At 43.7% G+C, this 24,492-nt stretch carries 17 protein-coding genes; 7 read left to right on the top strand and 10 right to left on the bottom strand.

Features of this window, described 5'->3' with window-relative positions; translation table 11 throughout:
• Positions 1-18 precede the first annotated feature (18 nt).
• Genes L884_RS0106855 through L884_RS0106845 form a run of 3 tightly spaced genes read right to left on the bottom strand, consistent with a single transcriptional unit; the run spans position 19 to position 2,372 of the window.
• A complete protein-coding gene (locus L884_RS0106855) occupies positions 19-726 on the bottom strand; it encodes a lytic transglycosylase domain-containing protein (protein ID WP_028766795.1) in 708 nt (235 codons plus the stop codon).
• Positions 723-1,745 (bottom strand): DUF3137 domain-containing protein, encoded by a 1,023-nt coding sequence (locus L884_RS0106850; RefSeq protein WP_028766794.1) that lies wholly within the window; start codon positions 1,743-1,745, stop codon positions 723-725. The genes L884_RS0106855 and L884_RS0106850 overlap by 4 nt, the downstream gene beginning before the upstream one ends.
• A gap of 57 nt (positions 1,746-1,802) precedes the next feature.
• Positions 1,803-2,372, bottom strand: coding sequence for a LemA family protein (locus L884_RS0106845; protein WP_028766793.1), 570 nt, complete (start codon positions 2,370-2,372; stop codon positions 1,803-1,805).
• Between the two features lie 1,033 nt (positions 2,373-3,405).
• On the opposite strand from L884_RS0106845, the gene L884_RS0106840 reads away from it, so the two are divergent.
• The 3 genes from L884_RS0106840 (at position 3,406) to yfcE (ending at position 7,647) form a co-directional block, all read left to right on the top strand.
• Positions 3,406-5,025, top strand: a complete 1,620-nt coding sequence (locus tag L884_RS0106840) for an AbgT family transporter (protein WP_028766792.1) — start codon at positions 3,406-3,408, stop codon at positions 5,023-5,025.
• A gap of 285 nt (positions 5,026-5,310) precedes the next feature.
• Complete coding sequence (locus L884_RS0106835; RefSeq protein WP_028766791.1) at positions 5,311-6,924, top strand: AbgT family transporter; 1,614 nt, start codon at positions 5,311-5,313, stop codon at positions 6,922-6,924.
• A gap of 165 nt (positions 6,925-7,089) precedes the next feature.
• A complete protein-coding gene (yfcE, locus tag L884_RS0106830) occupies positions 7,090-7,647 on the top strand; it encodes a phosphodiesterase (protein ID WP_028766790.1) in 558 nt (185 codons plus the stop codon).
• A 157-nt stretch (positions 7,648-7,804) separates the two neighbouring features.
• On the opposite strand, the gene L884_RS0106825 is transcribed toward yfcE, so the two are convergent.
• The 3 genes from L884_RS0106825 to L884_RS0106815 all read right to left on the bottom strand — a co-directional run bounded on the left by L884_RS0106825 (position 7,805) and on the right by L884_RS0106815 (position 13,171).
• Positions 7,805-10,963, bottom strand: a complete 3,159-nt coding sequence (locus L884_RS0106825) for an efflux RND transporter permease subunit (RefSeq protein ID WP_028766789.1) — start codon at positions 10,961-10,963, stop codon at positions 7,805-7,807.
• Positions 10,964-10,972: 9 nt separating this feature from the next.
• Complete coding sequence (locus L884_RS0106820; RefSeq protein WP_028766788.1) at positions 10,973-12,124, bottom strand: efflux RND transporter periplasmic adaptor subunit; 1,152 nt, start codon at positions 12,122-12,124, stop codon at positions 10,973-10,975.
• Between the two features lie 357 nt (positions 12,125-12,481).
• Complete coding sequence (locus L884_RS0106815) at positions 12,482-13,171, bottom strand: DNA-3-methyladenine glycosylase I (protein WP_028766787.1); 690 nt, start codon at positions 13,169-13,171, stop codon at positions 12,482-12,484.
• A 173-nt stretch (positions 13,172-13,344) separates the two neighbouring features.
• On the opposite strand from L884_RS0106815, the gene L884_RS0106810 reads away from it, so the two are divergent.
• Positions 13,345-13,986 (top strand): glutathione S-transferase family protein, encoded by a 642-nt coding sequence (locus tag L884_RS0106810; protein WP_028766786.1) that lies wholly within the window; start codon positions 13,345-13,347, stop codon positions 13,984-13,986.
• A gap of 1 nt (position 13,987) precedes the next feature.
• On the opposite strand, the gene L884_RS0106805 is transcribed toward L884_RS0106810, so the two are convergent.
• Both L884_RS0106805 and prlC read right to left on the bottom strand, forming a co-directional pair.
• Entirely contained in the window at positions 13,988-14,560 is a 573-nt protein-coding gene (locus tag L884_RS0106805) for a thioesterase family protein (RefSeq protein ID WP_028766785.1), read from the bottom strand.
• Positions 14,561-14,714: 154 nt separating this feature from the next.
• Entirely contained in the window at positions 14,715-16,754 is a 2,040-nt protein-coding gene (gene prlC / locus L884_RS0106800) for an oligopeptidase A (RefSeq protein ID WP_028766784.1), read from the bottom strand.
• A gap of 275 nt (positions 16,755-17,029) precedes the next feature.
• On the opposite strand from prlC, the gene L884_RS0106795 reads away from it, so the two are divergent.
• The 3 genes from L884_RS0106795 to gorA all read left to right on the top strand — a co-directional run bounded on the left by L884_RS0106795 (position 17,030) and on the right by gorA (position 20,090).
• Entirely contained in the window at positions 17,030-17,812 is a 783-nt protein-coding gene (locus L884_RS0106795) for a hypothetical protein (protein ID WP_028766783.1), read from the top strand.
• Positions 17,813-17,928: 116 nt separating this feature from the next.
• A complete protein-coding gene (locus L884_RS0106790; protein WP_028766782.1) occupies positions 17,929-18,399 on the top strand; it encodes a hypothetical protein in 471 nt (156 codons plus the stop codon).
• Between the two features lie 335 nt (positions 18,400-18,734).
• Positions 18,735-20,090: a glutathione-disulfide reductase gene (gene gorA / locus L884_RS0106775; protein WP_028766780.1), complete on the top strand. Its 1,356-nt coding sequence runs from the start codon at positions 18,735-18,737 to the stop codon at positions 20,088-20,090.
• 99 nt (positions 20,091-20,189) lie between these two features.
• Here the strand turns inward: gorA and L884_RS0106770 are convergent, their stop codons facing one another.
• Together L884_RS0106770 and L884_RS0106765 are read right to left on the bottom strand one after the other, a co-directional pair.
• Positions 20,190-22,142 carry a BCCT family transporter gene (locus L884_RS0106770; protein ID WP_028766779.1) on the bottom strand — a complete coding sequence of 651 codons (1,953 nt, stop codon included), beginning with the start codon at positions 22,140-22,142 and terminating at the stop codon, positions 20,190-20,192.
• 606 nt (positions 22,143-22,748) lie between these two features.
• A complete protein-coding gene (locus L884_RS0106765; RefSeq protein ID WP_028766778.1) occupies positions 22,749-23,840 on the bottom strand; it encodes an NADH:flavin oxidoreductase in 1,092 nt (363 codons plus the stop codon).
• Positions 23,841-24,492 lie beyond the last annotated feature (652 nt).

Raw genomic sequence — 24,492 nt, 5'->3', positions numbered from 1 at the left:
AACTGAACTGTTAAGCGCTTAGCTACTGCGATAGCGCTTTAACAGGATCTGCACTCGCTCAACATAAGCCTGAGTTTCAGAGAAAGGTGGTACTCCCTTATATTGCTCGACTCTCGACGCCCCAGCATTGTAGGCCGCACATGCCAAGGCAATATCACCATCAAAACGTTTCAATAACTGTGCTAAATAACGACTACCTGCGGAAATGTTTTGTTGCGGGTGAAACACATCATTCACTCCTAGCTCTTTTGCCGTTTCAGGCATTAATTGCATCAACCCTTGAGCGCCCGCCTTAGATACTGCAGCGACTTTAAACGCTGACTCAGCATGAATGACTGCACGAATAAGCGCGGGTTCAAGCTGGTAGGTACTCGCAGCTAAGGCTATTTGTTCTTTATATAGTGAGGTAAACAACGGAATAGATTGCCAGTTAATCGTAGATTCTGGTTGGCAGGCGTAGCAGTCAAACAATAACACCTGATAATGACCTTGCTGCGGCGCATAATCGCTAAACACTAAACTGCCAGCTTGGTTGCGATAGTGGTATACCTTTTCGCCTTGCTCTTTAGGGGGCTTATCACTGGAAACTGCTGACTGAGAACGCACAACCGAACGCTGCAATTCTCCTTTATCAGCAGGCTTCGCCGCAAAATGAGGCTTACTCGTCTGACTCGCTACATTAGTAGATATAAGCAGTAAACTGAGTAACAAGTAATGCTTAATCATAAGCCAGTTGACTGCTCAAGTTGCAAGATATCGACAATAGCAAACAGCTGTTTCATCTCTTTATTTATCTGGCTAAACTCATATTCAAAGGTTGCTGCTTTAAATATTGATGCCATTTCAAAACGATCCTCTTTAGTGCCAAGCATGATCAGCAACTTATTACGATAAAATGCACACTGAATTTTATTGCCAAAGCTGGCAGACAACTCCTGTAAACGCTCCATAAAGCTCACGGTAAGCAAGTAACGCGCCTCTATTTGGTCAGTGGTAAACACATCAAACTGCTTTTCAAAAATAGGATCTTCCAGCTTTACTCTATCTAACCCCTTAAATGAATCCGATAGAAAATTCACTAAGCCACCTCGAGTTTTTACCACCACAGTATGACCTCGAAACGCTTTGTGACTACTTAACTCTATGATTAACCCTTTAAAAACACTAACAGTATCGGTCGACTTATCGCGCCTTACTTGCTTGGTCAGATGCAGTTCATTTAAGGCGATATCAACACCGTTATAGCTGCCCTGTACATAATCAGAAAAGCTTGCATCTTCATAGTAAGGCAACAATTTAGATGCCTTTAGCATCGACAAGCTCATTTTATGATCTGCGCTAAAAATAAAATCATCACCAAAATATTTAAAAATTAGCGGATAAATTTTTAGTTTTACATCTTGTTTGTAGCGCTTAACGGGATTGTATAACCACCATAAAAAAGGCAGTGCCAAAACCACAAGCCCTATTAAATAAACCATCAGAGGCTCAGATAGCCGTAAGTAAGGCATAAACATAAAAGCCAAACCTACAGTCGCAATATAAATAATACTACTGAGATACAAACGTTGACGGCAAGCCTTTAAGCTTGCGACTCTCGCGTTTTCAAACTTACTGGTTAGCGGTTGTAGGTGCTGTTGATAATATTGCTTAAATTGCGCGATTTCATTAGGGGCAGCCACAAGGTTATGACTATGACGAATAGCTTTAATTGGTGCACCAAACAAAAACGTTATCAGATTCATCCTGTGCCTGATCCCAAATAAGTAAGACTAAAACCCAGTGATATAAACTACCTGCTATTACTTTAGGTAATCAGCCGCATCGATTGAGGCTTTTGCGGTTTCATCTGCCTCATAAAATGGCATCACTTTAACTTTGGCCATTGATGCGATAATCGAACCTGGGAAGATCTCCACAGCAGTATTTAACTCAGACACTGCCGAGTTATAAAAACGACGCGCTGCAGATAGCTGGGCTTCAACCTCGTTATACGTTTGCATCGCCTGCAACATAGTGTTGTCTGACTTGAGCTCTGGATAGTTTTCAACGCTAACCATAAGTTGTGACATTTTTTGATTAAGCTTTTCAGAAACGTGCAGATGTTGCTTAACTGACTCGGGATCAACGTCATCGTAGCCTTTAGTTGCTAACGTTCTAAGCTCGGTAATTTCGCTAAGTAAAGCTTGCTCATGATCCATATATTTCTGAGCAATCTTAAGAATATTAGGTACAAGGTTTGAACGTTTTTTTAGTTGAACATCAATACCAGACAAGGCTTCGCGGCCAGTGTTACGTTTTTTAATTAAGCTCACATACCAAAGGTAGCCAATAATCGCTACTAAGGCTAATGTCAAAAATATCCCTTCCATTTACGCGTCCTATTATTGTTTTTGTCATGAAAAGCGTATCATTTTTGCCAGCAAAACCGCCGCAATGCAGAAATCAATTTCATTGTTGTTGCCATACTGTTACCTATTTACGTAACTAAATCCAGTTTATGTAATGGTTTCACCTTCAAACAAACACGTCATTTTTTAAGCACGCTTACAAAAAAGAATGGTCAAACAGGCTCTAAGACGATGTTCAAACGCACTTAATCCTCTCTTTTAAGCATTTTTTTAATTTAGCTAAACGAAAATAGAGAGCAATGCGTAAAATTTAACTTACAAATACAGTAATTTATTGAAAAATATAGATTATAGATAAAAACAAAACAGTGTTTTTTTGAGCAACTATTTAGTCATCATAGGCATTTATAGTCCATAACCATCATTTAAATGTAAATTTTCATCTACTTTAAATTAACTTTGACTTTACTTGGTTATTTATCTCTATTTCGCATTATTTTTAACATAAGCCTAAGAGTAATGAGGCTACATAGGATCGTGAGTTTATTCAGTATCAGTACAGCTTGAGTTAGCTATAGTTATCCCACTCCTAACGGACAAGCTATCCATTATCCCCTTCGGACTCATTCATGTGAGTCCTTTTTTTTATCTTAAATATAAGCAACTTATTATATTTAACCCCCAAGGAAACCAAACAAGCCCTGCGCTGCTTTTCCTCAACTAATCATTCAGCCTGAGTACAGCTTGCACTAGTTATAGTAATTGCAATCCCAACGGAAATTGTTAATCAATCCCCTTTAGACTCATCCTATATGAGTCTTTTTTTTGCCCCCTGTTTTACCTCGAAAATACCCGATGAATCGCCGCAAAACCTTACCCTACCTAACTGGCTATGCTTTTGTTATCCCTATACTAAATAACAGATTTTAAGGTTTAATTAATTTTATTTATCCATCATGCCACATTGGTGCAACAATAAATGCTCATTAGTAGCTACTCGTGCTACACATCAGTAGAATAATAAAAATAATAATTAATATTGAAGGAAGACCCTATGAGCTCCAATAATGGCGATAGCTTACCTTTGCCTAATGATGTCCCCTCGGACCCAAATAACCAACCTAGTGGTTGGTTTGTACGCTTCCTAAACGTCGTTGAAAGACTCGGAAATTTACTGCCTCACCCTATTACGCTATTTGCGATGTTTTGTGCCGCTGTTGTCGTTATCAGCGGTATTGCCGGTTATTTTGAATTAACTGTGGTCGACCCTCGCCCTGAAGGTGCTTCGGGCCGCAGCGCTGATGGCTTAATCCATGTAGTTAGCCTGATGAATGCTGAAGGTCTGCGAATGATTGTCTCCAACTTGGTGACTAACTTTACCGGCTTTACCCCATTAGGCACTGTGCTCGTTGCTCTTTTAGGTGTCGGTATCGCCGACCGCTCAGGGCTTTTATCCGCAGCAATGCGCTTGCTGGTTATGGGCGCTTCTAAGCGTTTAGTTACCTTAACCTTAGTGTTTGCCGGTATTGTCTCCAATACTGCATCAGAATTAGGTTATGTGGTACTTATCCCAATGGCTGCGATGATATTCCACTCTTTAGGCCGACACCCGCTTGCTGGCCTTGCAGCCGCTTTTGCCGGTGTATCTGGTGGATACAGTGCAAACTTGCTCTTAGGCACAGTCGATCCACTGCTATCAGGGATCACCGAAGCCGCAGCACAGATGATTGATCCTGATTACATCGTTGGCCCAGAAGTAAACTGGTACTTCATGTTTGTTTCTACGTTCTTGATTACTTTTTTAGGCGCCTTTGTCACTGAGAAAATTGTTGAGCCTAAGCTAGGAAAATATGACAGCAGTGAAGCTGCAATTGATCTTAGCGAACAAAAAATGGATACGGTTACAGCGCTAGAAAAGAAAGGCTTAAAGATTGCCGGTCTAGCTGTACTAGTGATGTCAGCCATACTGGCTCTCACTATTATTCCTGAAGGCGCACCACTTAGAAACCAAGAAACTGGCTTAGTGGCTGGCTCACCTTTCTTAAAAGGTATCGTAGCCTTTATCTTTATCTGCTTTGCGATCCCCGGCTTAGTTTATGGCCGCGTTGTTGGCACAATGAAGCGCGATATCGATGTAATTAATGCGATGTCTAGCAGTATGAGCAGCATGGGCATGTATATCGTACTGGTGTTCTTTGCCTCGCAGTTTGTCGCTTTCTTTAAATGGACTAACTTAGGTGCGGTATTGGCAGTGTCTGGTGCCGACGCACTCAATGCGGTTGGCTTAACTGGGCCGTTGGTATTCGTGCTGTTTATTATGATGTGTGGCTTTATCAACTTAATGTTAGGCAGTGCTTCTGCCCAGTGGGCCGTAACAGCGCCTATCTTTGTGCCTATGTTGATGCTAGTTGGTTACGCACCAGAAACTATTCAGGCGGCTTACCGAATTGGTGACTCAGTGACTAACCTGATCACCCCAATGATGAGCTACTTCGGACTCATTTTAGCGGTGGCATCGCAATATAAGAAGAATCTCGGTATCGGTACGCTAGTTGCCACTATGCTGCCATATTCAATCGTATTCTTTATCGGTTGGACCTGCTTCTTCTTCATCTGGGTATTTGTTTTTGGTTTACCTGTAGGCCCAGGGGCGGCAACCTACTACACGCCATAACCATTCGACTTTACTCAACTCAATATCGGAGACCTAGCTATTCGTAGCTAGGTCTTTTTTATCCCTCTCATACCTGTATCACCAAAGCGTGCTACCGATCACTATTGCGATTTAATAGGCGATCCTATTAAGGTTCAATTAATTTTACTTATCCATGATGCCTGCAGCTTCGAATAACTCGAAGTCGCATCTTAGCGCCAATCAAACGCTATTCCTGCCGTAGATATACCCAAAGCAATACCAAAATAATTAAAAAATAATAACAACATCTTGTAAGGAAAAACCATGAGCAGTAATAACGGAGATCACCTGCCGCAGTCAGGTGGTGCCTCTCTCGATCCTCAAGTCAGCGGTTGGTTTGTTCGTTTCCTCAATATCGTAGAAAAATTAGGAAACTTGCTGCCACATCCCATTACTCTTTTTGCCATTTTTTGTGCTGCTGTTGTCGTCATCAGCGGTATTGCCGGATATTTTGAATTAAGCGTCGTTGACCCTAGACCAGAGGGCGCAGCTGGACGTAGTAGCGATGGTATGATCCATGTCGTCAGCCTAATGAATGCTGAAGGTTTACGGATGATTGTCTCTAACTTAGTGACTAACTTTACCGGCTTTACCCCATTAGGCACTGTGCTTGTAGCCTTGCTAGGTGTTGGGATTGCTGAACGTTCAGGGCTATTATCAGCTGCAATGCGCTCACTGGTCATGGGTACATCAAAGCGTTTAGTAACGCTTACTATCGTATTCGCAGGTATCGTTTCCAATACCGCAGCGGAGCTTGGTTACGTAGTACTGATCCCAATGGCGGCGATGATTTTCCACTCACTAGGGCGACATCCTTTGGCGGGCTTAGCCGCTGCGTTTGCCGGGGTATCTGGTGGTTACAGTGCAAACCTGTTGTTAGGAACCGTCGATCCATTACTTTCAGGTATCACCGAAGCTGCTGCGCGCATGATAGATCCAGAGTATACCGTTGGTCCTGAGGCCAACTGGTACTTTATGTTTGCTTCTACTTTCATCATTACTTTTTTAGGTGCTTTTGTTACCGAAAAAATCGTTGAACCTAAGCTCGGGCAATATGATCCGAGTCAGGCAGCCAATGATCTCGGCGAAGCCAAAATGGAGCAAGTTAGCGCTATTGAAAAACGTGGCCTAAAAGCAGCGGGGATCGCCATAGTAATCATGTCGCTGTTGTTGGCATTGACTGTGGTACCTGAAGGTGCACCGCTCAGAGATCCAAAAACCGGATTAGTGTCTGGTTCACCGTTTTTAAAGGGCATTGTCGCCTTTATCTTTATCTGCTTCGCGATTCCGGGCTTAGTCTATGGCCGAATTGTTGGCACCATGAAACGTGATATCGACGTGATCAATGCTATGTCTCACAGTATGAGTAGCATGGGTATGTATATCGTGTTGGTATTTTTTGCCTCACAATTTGTGGCTTTCTTTACTTGGACTAACTTAGGCTCAGTATTTGCGGTTGCCGGCGCTGATGCACTACAAGCTATCGGCCTTACAGGCCCTCTTGTATTTGTCGTCTTTATTGCCATGTGTGGCTTTATTAACTTAATGCTAGGCAGTGCTTCTGCCCAGTGGGCAGTGACGGCACCGGTATTTGTCCCGATGTTAATGTTAGTGGGTTATGCACCTGAAACTATTCAGGCTGCATACCGAATTGGTGACTCGGTAACTAACCTTATCACCCCAATGATGAGTTACTTCGGCTTAATTTTAGCGGTAGCATCGCAATACAATAAAAACCTAGGTATTGGCACCTTAATCGCCACCATGTTGCCATACACGATTGTGTTCTTTATTGGTTGGACTAGCTTCTTCTTTATCTGGGTGTTTGGCTTTGGCTTACCTGTTGGCCCTGGTGCAGCAACCTATTACACGCCTTAACTCTTTTATTTACCAACAAAAGGCTTAGTAAATTGCTAAGCCTTTTTCCTGAATGCTTTTAGCCATACCTCACACTCATCCTAGGCGTTAGGGTCTATAATGAGCCAATCCTTATCGAATAAGATAATAGCTATAAAGCCATTATCTGTAGAGAAAGACCTCGCTATGAAACTATTTATCGCTTCCGATCTGCACGGCTCTGTTACAGCCACCCAAGCCATGTTAGCTCGCTTTGAAGCATCTAACGCTGATCACCTTATTCTGCTGGGCGACTTACTCAACCACGGCCCACGCAATGCCATTCCTGACGGTTATAACCCTGTCGAGACAGCTGAAGCCCTTAACGCTTATAGCAAGCAGATTATTGCAGTGCGTGGTAACTGCGATAGCGAAGTAGACCAAACACTGCTGCAGTTTCCTATTACTGCTAGTTACGCCCATGTATTGCTGCCACAGATGCGGTTATTTCTAACCCATGGTCATATTTATAACCCACAACAACTGCCACCACTACAAAGCAGCGATGCTCTGGTATTTGGTCACAGCCATATTCCTGTTGCTGAATATCGTGACGATATTTTGCTGTTTAACCCCGGCTCAACCACTATTCCACGTAATAATGGTCGCGCTTCATATGGCTTAATCACAGCAATTGAATGTCAGGTACGCGCATTAGACAATGATGAGCTATTACTCAGTTGCTCGATACGCCATACGATATAGGTTTAGGAAAGTTTAAAAATAGAGGCTAGGTTTTAGGTCCTAGGTCCTAGATCCTAGGACCTAGGTTCTAGTAGTTACGAGGCACCGTCCTATCCTTTAACAACAAAAAGCCCAGCATTTGCTGGGCTTTTTAATGTTTAGCACATTAGCGACTAAATTACTTATTCGCTTTTGCAGCTTTGGCTTCTGCCTTTGCAGCTTTCGCTGCATCTCGTTCGCGTTTACTGAACATACGTTCAACGATGACGAAGAAGATTGGGATAAAGAAGATCCCCATAAAGGTCGAGCTCATCATGCCACCAAGTACCGCAGTACCGATAGCGTTCTGGCTACCCGAACCTACACCACTACTGATAGCAAGTGGAACCACACCTAGACCGAATGCTAATGACGTCATAAGAATTGGACGTAAACGCACTCGAACCGCGTGTAGAGTTGCTTCAACAAGACCAGCCCCTTTCTCATAGAACTCTTTAGCGAATTCCACAATCAAGATAGCGTTCTTAGTCGCCAGACCCACTGTGGTTAGTAGACCTACTTGGAAGAACACGTCGTTTGGTAAACCACGACCATTCATCGCAATAAGTGCACCAATGATACCTAGCGGTACCACTAAGATAACCGCAAATGGCACTGACCAGCTCTCATAAAGCGCTGCTAGAACCAAGAATACCACTACGATTGACAAGGCATACAGCATAGGTGCTTGGTTACCAGATAGACGTTCTTCATAAGAAAGACCGTTCCACTCGATACCAAACCCTGGTGGTAATTTCTTAACCATAGCTTCGATGTCTTCCATCGCCGCACCGGTACTGTATCCAGGCGCAGTACCACCTTGAATATTCATTGCTGGTAATCCGCCGAAACGTTCTAGACGTGGCGAACCGTATTCCCAACTACCAGTAGCAAAGGCTGAGAATGGCACCATTTCGCCTTTGTCGTTACGCACATACCAAGAATCAAGATCTTCTGGTTGCATACGGTATTCAGCTTCACCTTGTACATAAACTTTCTTCACACGACCACGGTCGATAAAGTCGTTTACATAGCTGCCACCCCAAGCCGTACCAAGTACGCTATTAACTGCTTCAATATCAATGCCTAAGGCACGTAGTTTCGCGTGGTCGATATGAACTTGATACATTGGCGCATCTTCCTGACCATTAGGGCGTACGCCCACAAGGTTTGGATTTTGTGCAGCCATACCCAGTAACATGTTGCGCGCTTCAACTAGCTTGTCATGACCTTGGCCATTTTTATCCTGCAAGTAGAAGTCGAAACCGTTAGCTGTACCTAATTCGATAACAGCTGGCGGAACGAAAGCAAACACGAACGCTTCTTTCATTTGCATAAACATGCCCATGGCACGATTAGCAACTGACTGTACGTCTTGGCCAGGTTCGCTTCGTTCAGCCCAGTCTTTTAGACCAACGAAAGCAATACCCATGTTTTGACCATTACCCGCGAAACTAAAGCCCGATACGCTAAATACTGACTTAACGTTAGCAGCTTCATCGTTTAGGTAAAAATCAGTCACACGCTCAAGTACTTGTTTAGTTTCTTGCTGCGTCGAGTTAACCGGCAAAATAGCCTGAGTAAACAAGATACCTTGGTCTTCGTCTGGTAAGAATGCCGTTGGCATACGCATGAAGATCCAACCCACAGCAACCGTAATCGCTAGGTACACCATCATAGTGCGACCAGTACGCTTAATCATTGCTGCCACGCTAGCTTCGTAACGTGATGTTAGAGCGTCAAACTTACGGTTAAACCAACCAAAGAAACCGGTTTTTGCATGACTTTCGCCTTTTGCAATCGGCTTTAACATGGTCGCACAAAGTGCTGGTGTTAGAATAATCGCCACCATTACAGATAGCGCCATCGCTGACACAATCGTAATCGAGAACTGACGGTAAATAACACCGGTTGAACCAGACATAAATGCCATAGGAACAAATACCGCAGAAAGCGTTAAACCAATACCTACTAGCGCACCAGTGATTTGGTCCATCGACTTCTTGGTTGCCTCAACAGGGCTGAGGCCTTCCTCTTGCATAACACGTTCAACGTTCTCTACTACAACAATCGCGTCATCCACCAGAAGACCAATTGCCAGTACCATAGCAAACATGGTTAGCGTGTTAATTGAGAAGCCAGCTGCGGCCAAAATAGCAAATGTACCCAATAGCACCACAGGCACGGCAATCGTTGGAATTAACGTTGCGCGGAAGTTCTGTAAGAACAGGTACATGATCAAGAATACGAGAACAACAGCTTCAAGCAGTGTATGCACAACACCTTCAATTGATTTCTCAACGAACGGAGTAGTGTCGTATGGATAAACGACTTTCATGCCATCAGGGAAAAACGGCATTAGCTCTTCAATTTTAGCGCGTACGCCTTCAGCCGTAGCCAAAGCGTTTGCACCTGTCGCTAATTGAATACCAATACCCGCTGCAGGTTTGCCGTTGTAGAACGACTCAACTGCGTAGCTTTCAGCACCTAGCTGCACTCGAGCAACATCTTCTAGGAAAACTTTTGCACCAGAAGTGTCGGCTTTAATGATGATCTTTTTAAATTGTTCAGCTGTTTGTAGTCGGCTTTGTGCCGATACCGTTGCGTTTAGCTCTTGGCCTGCAAGCGATGGAGCACCACCTAACTGACCCGCCGACACCTGCGCATTTTGCTCACGAATCGAAGCAATAATGTCTTGGGTTGTCAGGTTATATTGTGTCAGTTTTAATGGATCTAGCCATATACGCATCGCATATTGCGCACCAAACAACTCAATAGTACCCACGCCAGGAACACGACTTAACGGATCCTGAATATTAGAGCCTACGTAATCGGCAATATCGTTTTTATCAAGTGAGCCATCTTCAGATACGAAGCCAGCAACCATCAAGAAACCTGCACTCGACTTACTAACGTTAACACCTTGCGCCTGAACTTCTTGCGGTAACAGTGGCATTGCAAGCTGTAACTTGTTCTGCACCTGTACCTGTGCGATGTCCGGGTCGGCTTCAGCATTAAAAGTTAAGGTAATTTGTGCATTACCAAAGCTATCACTGGTCGATGAAATGTAACGTAAGTGGTCAAGACCTGTCATACGTTGCTCAATAACCTGGGTTACTGAGTCTTCCATCGTCTTAGCCGAAGCACCAGGATAAACAGCACTGATCACCACAGAAGGCGGTGCAATACTTGGGTATTGAGATACTGGTAAGCCCACAATTGAGAGCACACCGGCCAGCATCACAATAATAGCGATCACCCATGCAAAAATAGGGCGATCGATAAAGAAACGTGCCATAACTCTGCCCTATTTCTGTTGTGTTTCTGGTTTCTTGTCAGCGACCAAAGGACCCGCCTTTACTGGTGCGCCTGGACGAATTTTTTGTAGGCCTTCAACAATTAGCTGATCGCCAACTTTTAAGCCATCAATAATGCGCCATTGGTTATCAATCACTTCTGCGGTTGTCACAATACGCGCTGCAACCTTGCCATCTTCAATCACCATAGCTACCGCTTCACCTTTAGTGTTACGAGTAATGGCTTTTTGTGGCACTAAAATCGCTTGTGGGTCAGTACCAGTATTGAGTACAGCACGTACGTACATACCAGGCAGTAACGTGCCATCAGGGTTAGGGAATTCTGCACGAATAATCACCGAACCTGTATTTTCATTTACTGTCACTTCAGCAAATTGCAGCACACCTGTATGACCATATGGCGTACCATCTTCAAGGATCAATTCAACATTAGCGTTATCAGCCGCTTCTAGTTGACCACGCTTAAGTTGCGTCTTAAGACGTAACATTTGCGCACTTGATTGAGCGATATCGATATTGATTGGATCTAGCTGTTGAATTGTCGCTAATGTTTGGCTTTGATTAGCAGTAACCAATGCGCCCGGAGTGACATCAGACTTACCAATACGGCCAGAGATAGGCGCAGTAACTTTAGTGTACTCAAGGTTGATTGATGCAGTGTTGATTGCCGCTTTTGCAACTGTCACGCGCGCCATTGCTTCTTTGTAAGCAGCATCAGCTTCATCATAATCTTGTTGACTAATAGAGTTCAGTTTTACTAGTTTGGCAAAACGTAACGCTTTGGCTTTCGCTGATACCAAGGCTGCTTCAGCACTGGTTAAATCAGCTTTAGCACTAACAAGTGCTGCTTCGTAAGTTGAAGGTTCAATCTGATAAAGCGACTGACCTTGCTCAACATTGCCACCTTCTGTAAAGCCACGAGTCATGATGATACCGCTAACCTGTGGGCGTACTTCGGCTTCTAGATATGCCTTACTACGACCTGGTAGCTCTACCAAAATTGACTGTGGTTTAGCAGCAATCGTTATCGCGCCAACTTCCATTGGTCCACGTTGCTGTGGTGCCTGTTCAGCTTTCTGCTCACAGCCACTTATCCATAACGCCACACTTAAAACAGAGGCAATTTTCACTATTTGCCGCATGAGAACTCCTAATAAAAGCCATCTACTCGGTAATCTTTTTTTTGAAAGCAGAAAGTGCCGTCAAACCCACCTTTGGAAGCATATTTTTTTGTCGAATATTTAACGCACCTTTATCTCACAATGGGCGCACGCCAACAAGAAAAATGCCTGTAAAAATTGTAAGCTAATGAAAATTTACGCACAAAATCAGTTATATATGTTTAAAAAATGTTAACACAGCCGGTTTCATTCAAAACATGTTAGCCTTGAGTTTATGCGCAACCTATTAAGATATAGCCTATTAACATTGACTTAGCATTACTTTAAAACCCGCTAAAAATGTTAATTACTATGGGGAGAAGCCATCTACCCCATGGGTTAAATCCTGTTATCACCCACACTACAAGCAAGTATTCGACTGATATCCGCAAGACTCCGGCCTGACTCTTGTTGCCAGTGATTAAACACATCTTGCACTTGCTGCAAACCTGCTTTCGAACTAAAACCATAATCAACGAGACCGTGCGCTTTGAGATAACCTTGCACGTCATTGGTTAATAAAAAGGTGTCTTTACCCATCGAACGTAAAAAGTAAGGGCCTGTATTACCACCAAGTCGGGTACCTTTACGTTTGAGTTCACCCCATAGTCCAGTGATATTGGCACTTGGCCAGTCGGCAATAAACTTAGCTAGACTGCCATGTTCACCAGCAATGTCATTTACCATATGGGCGTTATCATAAATCGCCATGGTTTTTTTCATATGGCGGATAAGCTTTGGATCACTGGCGCGATCCTGTAGCTGCTCAGGCGACAGCATCAGCACTTTGAATGGCTCGAAGCCAAAAAATGCCTTTTCATATTCAGGCCATTTCGCTTCAACAATCCGCCAAACAAAGCCGCTTTGAAAAACCTTTTTACTGATCTCTGAAAGTAATTGCGCATCGGTATACTGCAACAACTCTTTATCTGTTAGTCCCGTCGGTAGCAGGCTCTCTAATCCTTCAACTCCACCTTTACGTTGCGCCGCTCTAGCGTAAATCGCGTTAAATTTTTCAATTTGATTCATTGTATGTCTCGTTATTTAAACCATCTTTATTAGCGCTAAGCGATTGAAGCTAAGACTGATTACCCATTTAAATAATGTAAAGCCTCTAACACCGACAGTTGCTGGCATTGAGAGACCTCATGTTAGCGACTAGAGTTAGTATTAACTAATCAATTTACGAACCGATGTAAACTATGGATCTGTATTACCAACCACTGCTGCGGCAATCGCAAAAAGCCTTAATTGCTCTATACGAAAAGCAAGCAAGCTTCTACCCCCATGAGATAGATCTCAGCAACGCATTTAATCGACGCAACTTACAGCAGATCTCCAAGTCACTGCGTTTACCGTTATTACAAATACAAACCGGTGAATCGTTTGATGATGCCACGATTATTATTGAGTACTTAGATAGCTATATTAGTTCGGGCACGCAACTCATCCCTATCGACAAAACTCAAGCCTTGTATGTCAGGATATACGATAGACTCAGCGATAACGTATTAGATAAAGCGATTGACGCTTGGCTAGCATCGCAGTCCCAAGCAAATCAGTTACAAACAAAGCAACTGGAAAAAAACCTAGTTAACATTTTGACCGAGTTTGACCAGCGCTTGGCTGATAATCATTGGCTATGCGGTGACAGCTTTACCCTAGCTGACTGCGCCTTTATCCCCTGCCTCAAAGCACTGGAAAATAAACTGCATTTATTGGACTACCAGCACATTGGCCGCTACTGGATCCAATCGAAATTGAGAGGCTCGGTCAGCCAAGTCCTAGAAGAAATAGAGCTGACCTTAGTCACCAGCCAAAGCGAGCAACTCGCAATAACCTGAGTTAACTTGCAGATCTTAACGTCACCGGCTCGTTTGTTGATGGCGGCATATTTTGCTGTTTCTTCAATTGTAAAAACGCTTTCCACTTCACCACTTCTGCAGGTAATTCGGGGGCGGCTTGCTCAAAGCCCACCTCAGCTAGCATAGTCGGTATAGGGACTTGTTTGCGCTTACACACAAATACTCCTCGCACATGGGCAATACAGTGCAGACCACGGTCACTCACAAAGCGCTGCTCAATATAAAAATACTTTTCGTCCCAGCCCACCAACTTAGTTTCAATATCAAACTTAGCAAATGGCTTAATATCGCGAATATAAGTAAATTCAGCAGCATTGACGATAGGCATCCAACCTAGCTTAATAAAACGTTTCAAAAAGCCCATTTCCGCCATCATATAGGTACGGGCAAGATCCATAAAAGCTGGGTAGCGCGAGTTCGTTAAATGAAAGTTGATATCGCAATCACTAGGCAATGCACGATAGGTAATTTTACTTGTACCTAAAAAATCAATCTTATTGCAGTGACGAATACGCCACAGAAACAGCCACACCAACCTAAAGTACAGATTCATTGATAATACTACCTAGCGTCCTTGAAGAGATGCGAAAGGCTAACAAAGGTCATACCAGATCACAAGTGAGAAACAGATCCACCACAAAAGCCCTCTATTAGCTAAATAAAAAAGGCGCCTAAAGCGCCTTTTCAATATGGACTAACAGCATGTGTTAACCGGTAATGCCACTGTGTCGCAGTAGCGCATCAGTTTGCGGTTCACGACCACGGAAACGTTTGAACAGCTCCATCGGCTCTTCACTGCCACCCATTTCTAAGATGTTTTCTAAGAAACGCTGACCGGTTTCACGATTGAAAATGCCTTGCTCTTCAAACAGTGAGAACGCATCTGCAGATAATACCTCTGCCCACTTATAGCTGTAGTAGCCCGCAGCGTAGCCACCAGCAAAAATATGCGCAAAGCTGTGTTGGAAGCGATTAAAGTCAGCAGCTTTAATTACCGCAACTTGTGCTCGTACTTCATCTAGTTTTTGCTGAATTTCAGCGCCTTTAGCTGGGTCGTACTCTAAATGCATTCTGAAGTCGAATAGCGAAAACTCAAGTTGGCGCAGCATCATCATGCCTGACTGGAAGTTTTTCGCGGCTAGCATTTTATCTAGCATAGCTTTTGGTAACGGCTCGCCTGTTTCGTAATGACCAGAGATCTCCGCTAGTGCTTCTTCTTCGTAACACCAATTTTCCATAAACTGACTTGGTAACTCTACCGCATCCCATGGCACACCACTGATACCTGATACGCCGCCCACATCAATTTTAGTCAGCATGTGATGAATACCATGGCCAAACTCATGGAACAGAGTCGTCACTTCATCGTGAGTAAACAGTGCAGGCTTACCCGCTACTGGTGCGTTAAAGTTGCAAGTGAGATAAGCAACTGGATCTTGCATACCGTTTGCTGTCATCCGACGTGCACGGCAATCATCCATCCATGCGCCGCCGCGCTTACCTTCGCGCGCATATAAATCTAAGTAGAAACTCCCACGGTGCTCATTGTTGGCATCAGTGATATCAAAGAAGCGGACATCTTTGTGGTAAGTATCGAAGTCTTTGCGCTCAGTGACTGTTAAACCAAATAAGCGAGATACGGTATAAAATAGCCCTGATAACACTTTGTCTTCAGGGAAGTACGGACGCAAAATCTCTTGTGAGATCTCATATCTGTGATGCTTTAGTTTTTCGGCATAAAAACTCAAGTCCCAAGCCTCAAGTTCAGTCACACCACACTCTTTGGCTGCAAACTCAGTTAGCTCAGCAAGCTCAGTTTCACCTTGTGACTTAGAACGTGCTGCCAGCTCATTTAAGAAATCAAGTACTTGTGCTGGAGACTCGGCCATTTTAGTAGCCAATGATTTATCAGCATAGCTAGCAAACCCAAGCAGATTAGCCAACTCGTGGCGCACCGCAAGGATCTCATCCATTAATGGACCATTATCAAATTCACCAGCATTTGGACCTTGGTCTGATGCACGAGTAACGAATGCACGGTAACACTCCTCTCGCAGCTGGCGGTTTTCACTGTACGTCATCACAGGTAAATATGATGGGAAATCCAGTGTAAATAGCCATCCCTCTAGCTCTTTAGCCTCTGCCATCGCTTTGGCTGCCGCTACCGCAGACTCAGGCAAGCCCGCGAGCTCTGCCTCATCAGTAATTAATTTGGTCCACGCCTGCGTAGCGTCTAATAGCTGATTTGAAAAGTTACTGGTTAGCTCTGACATGCGCTTAACTAACTCGCCATAGCGTAGTTTGTCACTGTCACTTAACCCAATACCAGACAACTCAAAATCACGCAGACTATTTTCAATCAATTTTTTCTTGGCTTGAGAGTAGTTGGCGAACTCTGCAGACTCAGCAAGCGATTTATAGGCCTGATACAAGCCTTGGTGCTGACCAACAAACGTGCCGTATTCAGATAGCAGCGGTAAACACGCATCATGAGCTTGGCGCCACTCTTCGCTGCTAACGACTGAGTTCATGTGAGAAATTGGCGACCAGATCTTACCGAGCGCATCATCAACTTCTTCTAATGGTGCAACGAGGTTGTCCCAAGTAAATTCACCTTGATGCTTAAGCACCTCTTCGATTTTGGCGCGACAATTAGCGATACCTTGCTCAACAGCAGGCTGAATGTGTTCAGGTTGAATACTTGAAAAAGGGGGAAGCTTGTTGCTGTTTAACAAAGGATTGCTCATCGATGGTTCCTTAACATTCTATGTTGTTAGATAAAGAGATAGGGGCTAATTCGGCTTTATTCAATACGCGAGTGTAAATTCTTTACAATCAAAGCCCAGTTAGCAGCTCAAGCGCACCATTTCTATGATGGTAATCAAACTTTTTTAGTACAAACTTTATACAGCACGAGTATTGCAAAGCGTGTCGCAAACAAGAGTCGTTCTTATTTACATTTCTTTACTAAAAACTAGTATTACAAATGTAAATTTCCTTTCGCCAAAATCTCGAGCTAAACATGAATCACACTAGCCAATGTAGCGCCCTCATCGCGTTACTCTTAAGCACCTCAGCTTTTGCTGATGATGTGCCAAATATCGATGATTCTCATAACACTAAAGTTATTGAATCGCTCCCCGCAGACAATCACGATCAGTTGCAAACCCTTGTCGATCTGGGATGGGACTCTAAATATATTTCAGAAGGCCGTAATAACTTAGATAAAGGCGGCATCTATTGGGCTACCGCAGCCATCCAAAAGAATAATGTTAACCTGTATGCCACTGTGGGGCGTGGCGACAGTCAACATTATACTGAGTGGAACTTCGGTATCGAGTACGGTTTTAATCTAACGGAAAATCTAAGCGGCAGCGTGGGTTATCAGCGCCTTGAGTTTTATGGCGATGATCGCGCTCATGATAACGAACTATTTAGCAGCTTAGAGTACAGCGCAGTTGATTGGCTAGTGCCATCACTGAGTTACACATACTCTACTGAAGCCAATGGCTACTTTGTTGAGGTCAGTGTACACAGTAACTGGGAGCTAAACTCAGGCTTAACAGTTAGTCCTTATATTACGCAAGCATTTGACTTTAAATACGCCACAGAAGAACACGATGGCGCTAATCACTTTCAATTTGGTGTTGAAGCAGAGTATTTGTTGCCAAATAACTTAGTGTTGTCAGGCCACATAAGCCACACCATCGCCCAAGAAGATATCAAACTTGAAGCCCGCAACAACGGCGTTACCGACAATCTAGACCAAACATTTGCCGGTATTCACCTTAGCTGGAGCTTTTAATCGACTATAATTAATGGTCGACTACGGTGATCTTAAGCTAACGCTGATGAAAATATGAAGTAGTATCAAATACAACAGATAACACGGATTGTTATCTGCCACAGGAGGAACAAGGAATGTTGCATCCTAATTTTTGCCTAACCATCTGTCTCGCTCTCGTTTTAACCAGTCCTTATGGTTTTAGCAAAGAGCCACCCCAAGATACGTTACCGCTAGGTAGCATACTCGACGATAAAGGCCAGCCCTTAAGCCACAGTAACAAACCACATACCGATCTGCAGTTTTCATCCCCAAAAACCACGCGCTATCGCTCGTCAACTCAATTAAAAAGCAACAGTAAAAAACTGAAAGCTAAAAGCCGCAAGCAACAGCTTGCCAGCCGCAGCAGTGTTGCTAATAACCCCAGTTGCCGCTGGCTGCACAACCGTATGACCTCGTTAGAGCGCCAATTGCAGCAAGGTGTGAATGTGCGCAACTTGCACTATCAACAAGAACTAACAGTAAGACAAGGTGAATGGGAGTGCATGAAATGTGGCGCTGAAGGGCCAGCCCAAGCAGACCATGCAAATTGCCAATATCGACGTTAATGCTATCTGTGGTGCAAATTCCGCTATGCAGCATAAAGTGGCTTTATTAACTGCTAACCTGCATATCAGGGTTGAAGCTTGGTGATTTTATCCCCATCTATAAAACAGTGTTATCAAGCGCGATAGCCCGAAAAATACTCATTATTGATTGGGCTGGATGGATGAAAAAATTCCCTCTACAATGGCTTGTTCTTGAACTGGCTAAAGCCAAAACGTTATTTCGCCTTGGGCTGTTCGTCTTTTTACAGCAACCAACGTCTTAACCATAATTATCGCAATAAAGGCAGCCTTACTTTCAGCCTTGTTGCACAGTTCGTAACTTATTGGAGATACACATGGCTCAACATTTTGATTATATCTGTCTTGGCGCGGGTAGCGGCGGTATTGCATCAGCTAACAGAGCTGCCATGCGTGGTGCAAAAGTGTTACTCATTGAAGCAAAAGAGCTAGGTGGAACATGTGTCAACGTTGGCTGTGTGCCAAAAAAGGTCATGTGGTATGGCGCACAAGTCGCTGAAGCCATGCACCTATATGCCAAAGATTATGGTTTTGATGTAAGCGTAAATAAGTTTGACTGGAGCACGCTAGTTGCCAGCCGCGAAGCTTATATTGATCGCATTCATGGCGCATATGATCGCGGCCTAGAAAGTAATGGCGTCACACTCGTACGCGGTTACGGCCGTTTTGTTGATAGCCGTACAATAGAAGTTAACGGCGAGCACTATACTGCTGACAACATCTTGATTGCCACTGGCGGTGCAGCAACTATTCCAAATATTCCTGGTGCCGAGCACGGTATCGACTCCGACGGTTTCTTTGCCCTTGAGCAACAACCAAAGCGCGTTGCAGTTGTTGGCGCTGGCTATATTGCCGTTGAGGTAGCAGGTGTTCTGCAAGCACTTGGCAGCGACACTCACCTATTTGTGCGTAAACATGCCCCGCTACGTAATTTTGATCCAATGTTAAGCGAAGCACTCGTTGAATCTATGGCGATTGATGGGCCAACACTGCACACCAACAGCACCCCAGAGTCGGTCACTAAAAATGCTGACGGTAGCTTAACTTTAAAGATTGAAAACGGCGAAAGCTACGATGTTGATTGCCTGATCTGGGCCATTGGCCGTCATCCATCTACCGCTAACATTGGTCTTGAAAACACTAAGGTTGAGCTAGATGCAAAAGGCTATGTAATTACTGATGAGCAGCAAAATACGACTGATGCAGGCATCCACTGCGTTGGTGATATTATGGCGGGCGGCGTAGAACTAACTCCTGTTGCCGTTAAAGCGGGCCGTTTATTGTCGGAGCGTTTATTTAATGGCATGACAGACGCCAAGATGGATTACAGCTGTATTCCTACCGTAGTATTTAGCCACCCAGCTATTGGTACAATGGGCCTCACCGAACCTGAAGCTATTGCTCAATATGGCGAAGACAACATTACGGTTTATACATCAGGCTTTACCTCTATGTACACCGCAGTAACCGCTCACCGTCAAGCTTGTAAGATGAAGCTAGTCTGTGCCGGTGAAGAGCAAAAGGTTGTCGGTATTCATGGTATTGGTTATGGCATGGATGAAATCCTGCAAGGCTTTGGCGTAGCAATGAAGATGGGCGCGACCAAAGCTGATTTCGATGCTGTAGTGGCAATTCACCCAACCGGTGCTGAAGAGTTCGTCACCATGAGATAATCTACTGATTATTATAAAAAAGCCGCTAAATTAGCGGCTTTTTTGTGTTTAGGTTTTAAATAACTACCCGCAACTCAATTGCAGGTAGTTAAAGCATGATTAGCTAGGTGTATTCAACCTTGCTTGAATCGCAAGCTTCACCTCTTCTTGTGCCTGTAGCGCTTCCTCTTCTAGCTTTTCACGCATAAGCGCATCAAAGGCTACACGCGCTTGTTGTGCAAGCTCTGAGGCTGCAAGCTTAGCTTCCTTAGCTTTCATCGACTCTTCTGTTAGCTGGCGCAACTGTTCAAGGATCTCATCTGGCGCATCACCTAAATCAATACTTGACTCACCGCGTGCTAATGCCTCTTTGCGTAACTGCTTTTTCAGCATCCAAATAGCATCATTAGCTTCACGCTCAAGATCTGCCGCTTCAATAGCATTATCGCGAAGCTGTTCAAAACGTGCCAACGCCTGACCTTCTTTGCTCCAAGGATCGACATCCGGTAGATCAGAGATATTAATCACTGGATCAACATAGTCATCTTGATGTGATAAGTCTAACGTTGCCGCCTTAACGCCAGAAATCATCAGCATTACCGCAATAATCAATAACGGTAAACCACCGACAATCGCCGCTGTTTGCAGTGTTGCCAAGCCGCCCATAAACATTAATGCCGAAGGCATAAATGATAGGGTGAATGCCCAGAACAAACGGTTCCAACGCATTGGATCTTCTGTCACATTAGTTTGTACTACCGACGCTAAAATATAAGAGATAGAGTCGAAAGTCGTTGCAGTGAAAATTACACATAGCAAGGTAAACAGTGCGATGATTAGCGTGCTAAACGGCAGTTGCTCTAAAATTGCGAAGATTGCACGAGTTGCACCTTCAGCGTTAAGAATGCTGACGACATCTAATTGACCAGACAACTGCAGTGATAAACCATAGTTACCTAGGATGATGAAGTACATAGAACAACCCAGTGAGCCAAAGAATACTGCACCTGATACCATTTGCTTAATGGTTCTACCACGTGAAATACGCGCAACGAATAAGCCCATACTCGGTGCGAATACTAACCACCATGCCCAGTAGAAAATAGTCCAGTCTTGCGGGAAGTGAGTATCAGCAAACGTACCTAGACCACCAAAAGGCTCAGCCCAAGTCGCCATCACAAAGAAGTTAGACAACATACGGCCGATCGAATCTAAGCCAGTTTCCAACATGAAGATAGTTGGACCACACACCAATACAAACAGCAGTAAACCTAACGCACCCCAGAAGTTAATATTACTTAAAATCTTAATGCCTTTATCCATCCCCATGTAAGACGAGTAAGCAAAAATACCGGTACACACCATGAGCACTAGGATTTGACTACCTGTGGTTGCAGGAATACCAAATAGATAGCTAATACCTTCGTTAATTAAAGGTGCCGCTAAACCTAACGTAGTTGCTGCGCCGCCTAATAGACCAAAAATAAACAACACATCAATCACTTTGCCTAACTTACCAAAGCTGTTGGCTTCGCCAATAACAGGCATCAGTGCGGCTGAGACTTTAAGTACCGGCTGCTTACGTACATAGAAGAAGTAAGCAATTGGAATTGCAGGGATCATATAGATACACCAAGCAATCGGTCCCCAGTGGAACAAGCCATAAGTTGCAGCCCAACGTACCGCCTCTTCACTACCAGGCTCTAGCTGGAACGGCGGACTTTGATAGTAATAGGCCCACTCAATTGTTCCCCAGTACAAAATACTGGCCCCAATACCACCACAAAATAGCATTGCCGCCCAAGAGGCCAACGCAAATTCAGGTTTTTCATCAGGATCACCAAGTTTGATCTGACCGATATCAGAAAAAACAATGTAAATCATGAAGAAAAATGCTGCTAAACCTAAGCCTAAATATGCAAAGCCTAGTTTGTCCGTCATAAATGTTTTAGCAACGGCAATCCATTCAGCCCCTTCAGCTGGATATAACAATAATGGGATAACTACTGCACAAAGCAGTAGCAGCGCACCGAAAAATGTCGGCTTGTCGATAAGCTCGAAGTGTTTTTTCATTTTTATTATCCGCAACAACCTACAACAGATTTAATTAAGTGCACGCCACAGACTGCTCCCCATACTGAATAGCTCAGACGGGTTTTCTACCAAGAGAAAGAGTATGAATTATGTGTGTGAACGGTTTTTTTTGTGAGTCTTATAACACTCGAAAGTTATCCAGATTACGATTAATTTGGACTAAGGATAAAATAATGTTAATTCAACTTACTGTCGACAAACTTATGTCGCGAATAAGCGCAATTTGTGACGTAGTTCTCATTAGATTTACACCACTAAAAACTTACTGAACAGCAAATAGTCAAATGTTAACAAAACCAGCCGCAATGGGACTCATAGACAGGTTAAAACAGGAGAAACCCAAAGAGAGCCTATAGAAAAGATATATAAACAAGCATTTCAAGCTAATATAGGCCGAACCTAATATAATTAACAATGTAATAATAAGGATGACGCAAGTTTAGAGCTTACTTATAGTGAAAGTAGAATTTAGCAATCAGTACTAATAATCTCAGCAGAAGTTGATGCCAATAAACCTTATACCAATCAGTATAAACATACAGTCACCTTGTACTGATTGGTATTAGCATCAACAATATCGACAACTTAGCGTTTCTTATATACCACGCAGAAATTACCACGCTTAGTACGGCATTTAGAACAGCGCTCGCAATCCACCTCCGCTAAGCTGCCCTCTTGCCAACGCTTGATTAACTGTGGTTCCGCCAATAAAGGACGTGACAAGGCAAAAAGCGCAATATTTGTGGTTTGCGCTAACTCTTCAATCGCACAGATGTCAGCAAGACCACCCACGGTAATAACGGGTAAATTAACTTCTTGGCTTACTACTGCGCCAAATTCTCTGAAGTACCCCTCACTTTGAATGGTATAACCATCAAATTGCTCACCAATCACAGTATTAGCATTACCGTGAATATTGCCGGAGATGATAATCGCATCAACCCCCACAAACTCTAACTTTTGACAGATCAGGCGAGTCTCAGCAAACGTTAAGCCACCGTCAAAAAATTCAGAAGCGGTAAGCTTAACTAAAATCGGATAGTCATTGCCTACAAGCTTGCGGATCTCTGCGTAGATCTCCAGCAAAAAGCGCATGCGGTTTTCAAGACTGCCGCCGTATTCATCTTGACGCTGATTGTAATATGGACTTAAAAATTGGTTAATTAGATAAGTATGTGCCGCATGGATCTCTACCCCATCAAAACCCGATAGTTGGGCACGATAGCTCGCCTTAGCAAAAGCCTGAACGATGTAATTAATCTCGTCCTTGGTCATTGCTTTGCCCATAGTTTGAGTCCCACGCTCAGCAATGGCACTTGGGGCAAAAATCACCCGCTCACCCACATTGTAAGTGGTCTTAGTGCCACCATATGCCAACTGCATCACTATCTTGCTATCGTAACCATGCACTAGTTCGGTTAGCTTTTGATACTCGGCAATAAAGGAGTCGTCATACATTCCCATCATGCCCGCGTTTGGCTTTTCTTCAGCGACAATATTGGCGTAGCCGGTAACAATCAACCCAACCTCACCTTTGGCAAGTTCTTCATACACTGAGTACAACTTGTCAGTCATATGACCTGTTTCAGTTGCCATATTTTCCCAAGTAGCGCTTCTTACAAAGCGGTTTTTTAGTGTCATGTTGCCAATACGGGCTGCTGAAAACAAAATGCTCACGTGTGATCCTCTTAAGTCATATTTACGCTTTGCCAATTGGCAAGACGTAGCAGGCGCGGCATATTACGCGCAAAACATAAGAATTTCCTTAAGCTAGATTAAGCTTTTGAGAATTGATGTGATTGTCGAGTTGCGAGCAGAACAAAACTAATCATTGAGCAATTGAACAATCAATTTGTATCTTGGTCTGCACTGTCGCTGCGTATATCGATAAATATTGTGCATTATTGCGGCAAACCTATTAACCACACAACAAACGTGTTAAATTTGCACCACATAAGGCAACCCTAATAAAACATTAATCACCCTGTTTTTTAACGCGCATTGATTTAACTACCATCTGGTTGCCCTATTTCAGGAGATTGAAGTCTGACTTTTGCATCGGCTTAGTTAGGCAACATAAATCTATACACTCAACGTATACGCTGCCAGGAGCCCTTATGATCCCCAGCACCTATATTGTCGTCCGAGCATTAACTCGAGCTTATCTTCAATCTCCCATCTTAATTGACCAGCAATCCCAATATCCAAACACTTATAAGCTCGCTATTTCTAAAGTGCAGCAACAAGAACTAAATCTTACAAACAACACTTAGCGTTACCGTATTAACTCGACCTCAAAAAGATAGCGGTAACCAGTTTACTCAACACA

It is taken from the genome of Shewanella fidelis ATCC BAA-318, from assembly GCF_000518605.1.
GTDB lineage: Bacteria > Pseudomonadota > Gammaproteobacteria > Enterobacterales > Shewanellaceae > Shewanella > Shewanella fidelis.
Note: the sequence above shows the minus strand (reverse complement) of the source record. Positions and strands in the feature narration are given on the sequence as shown.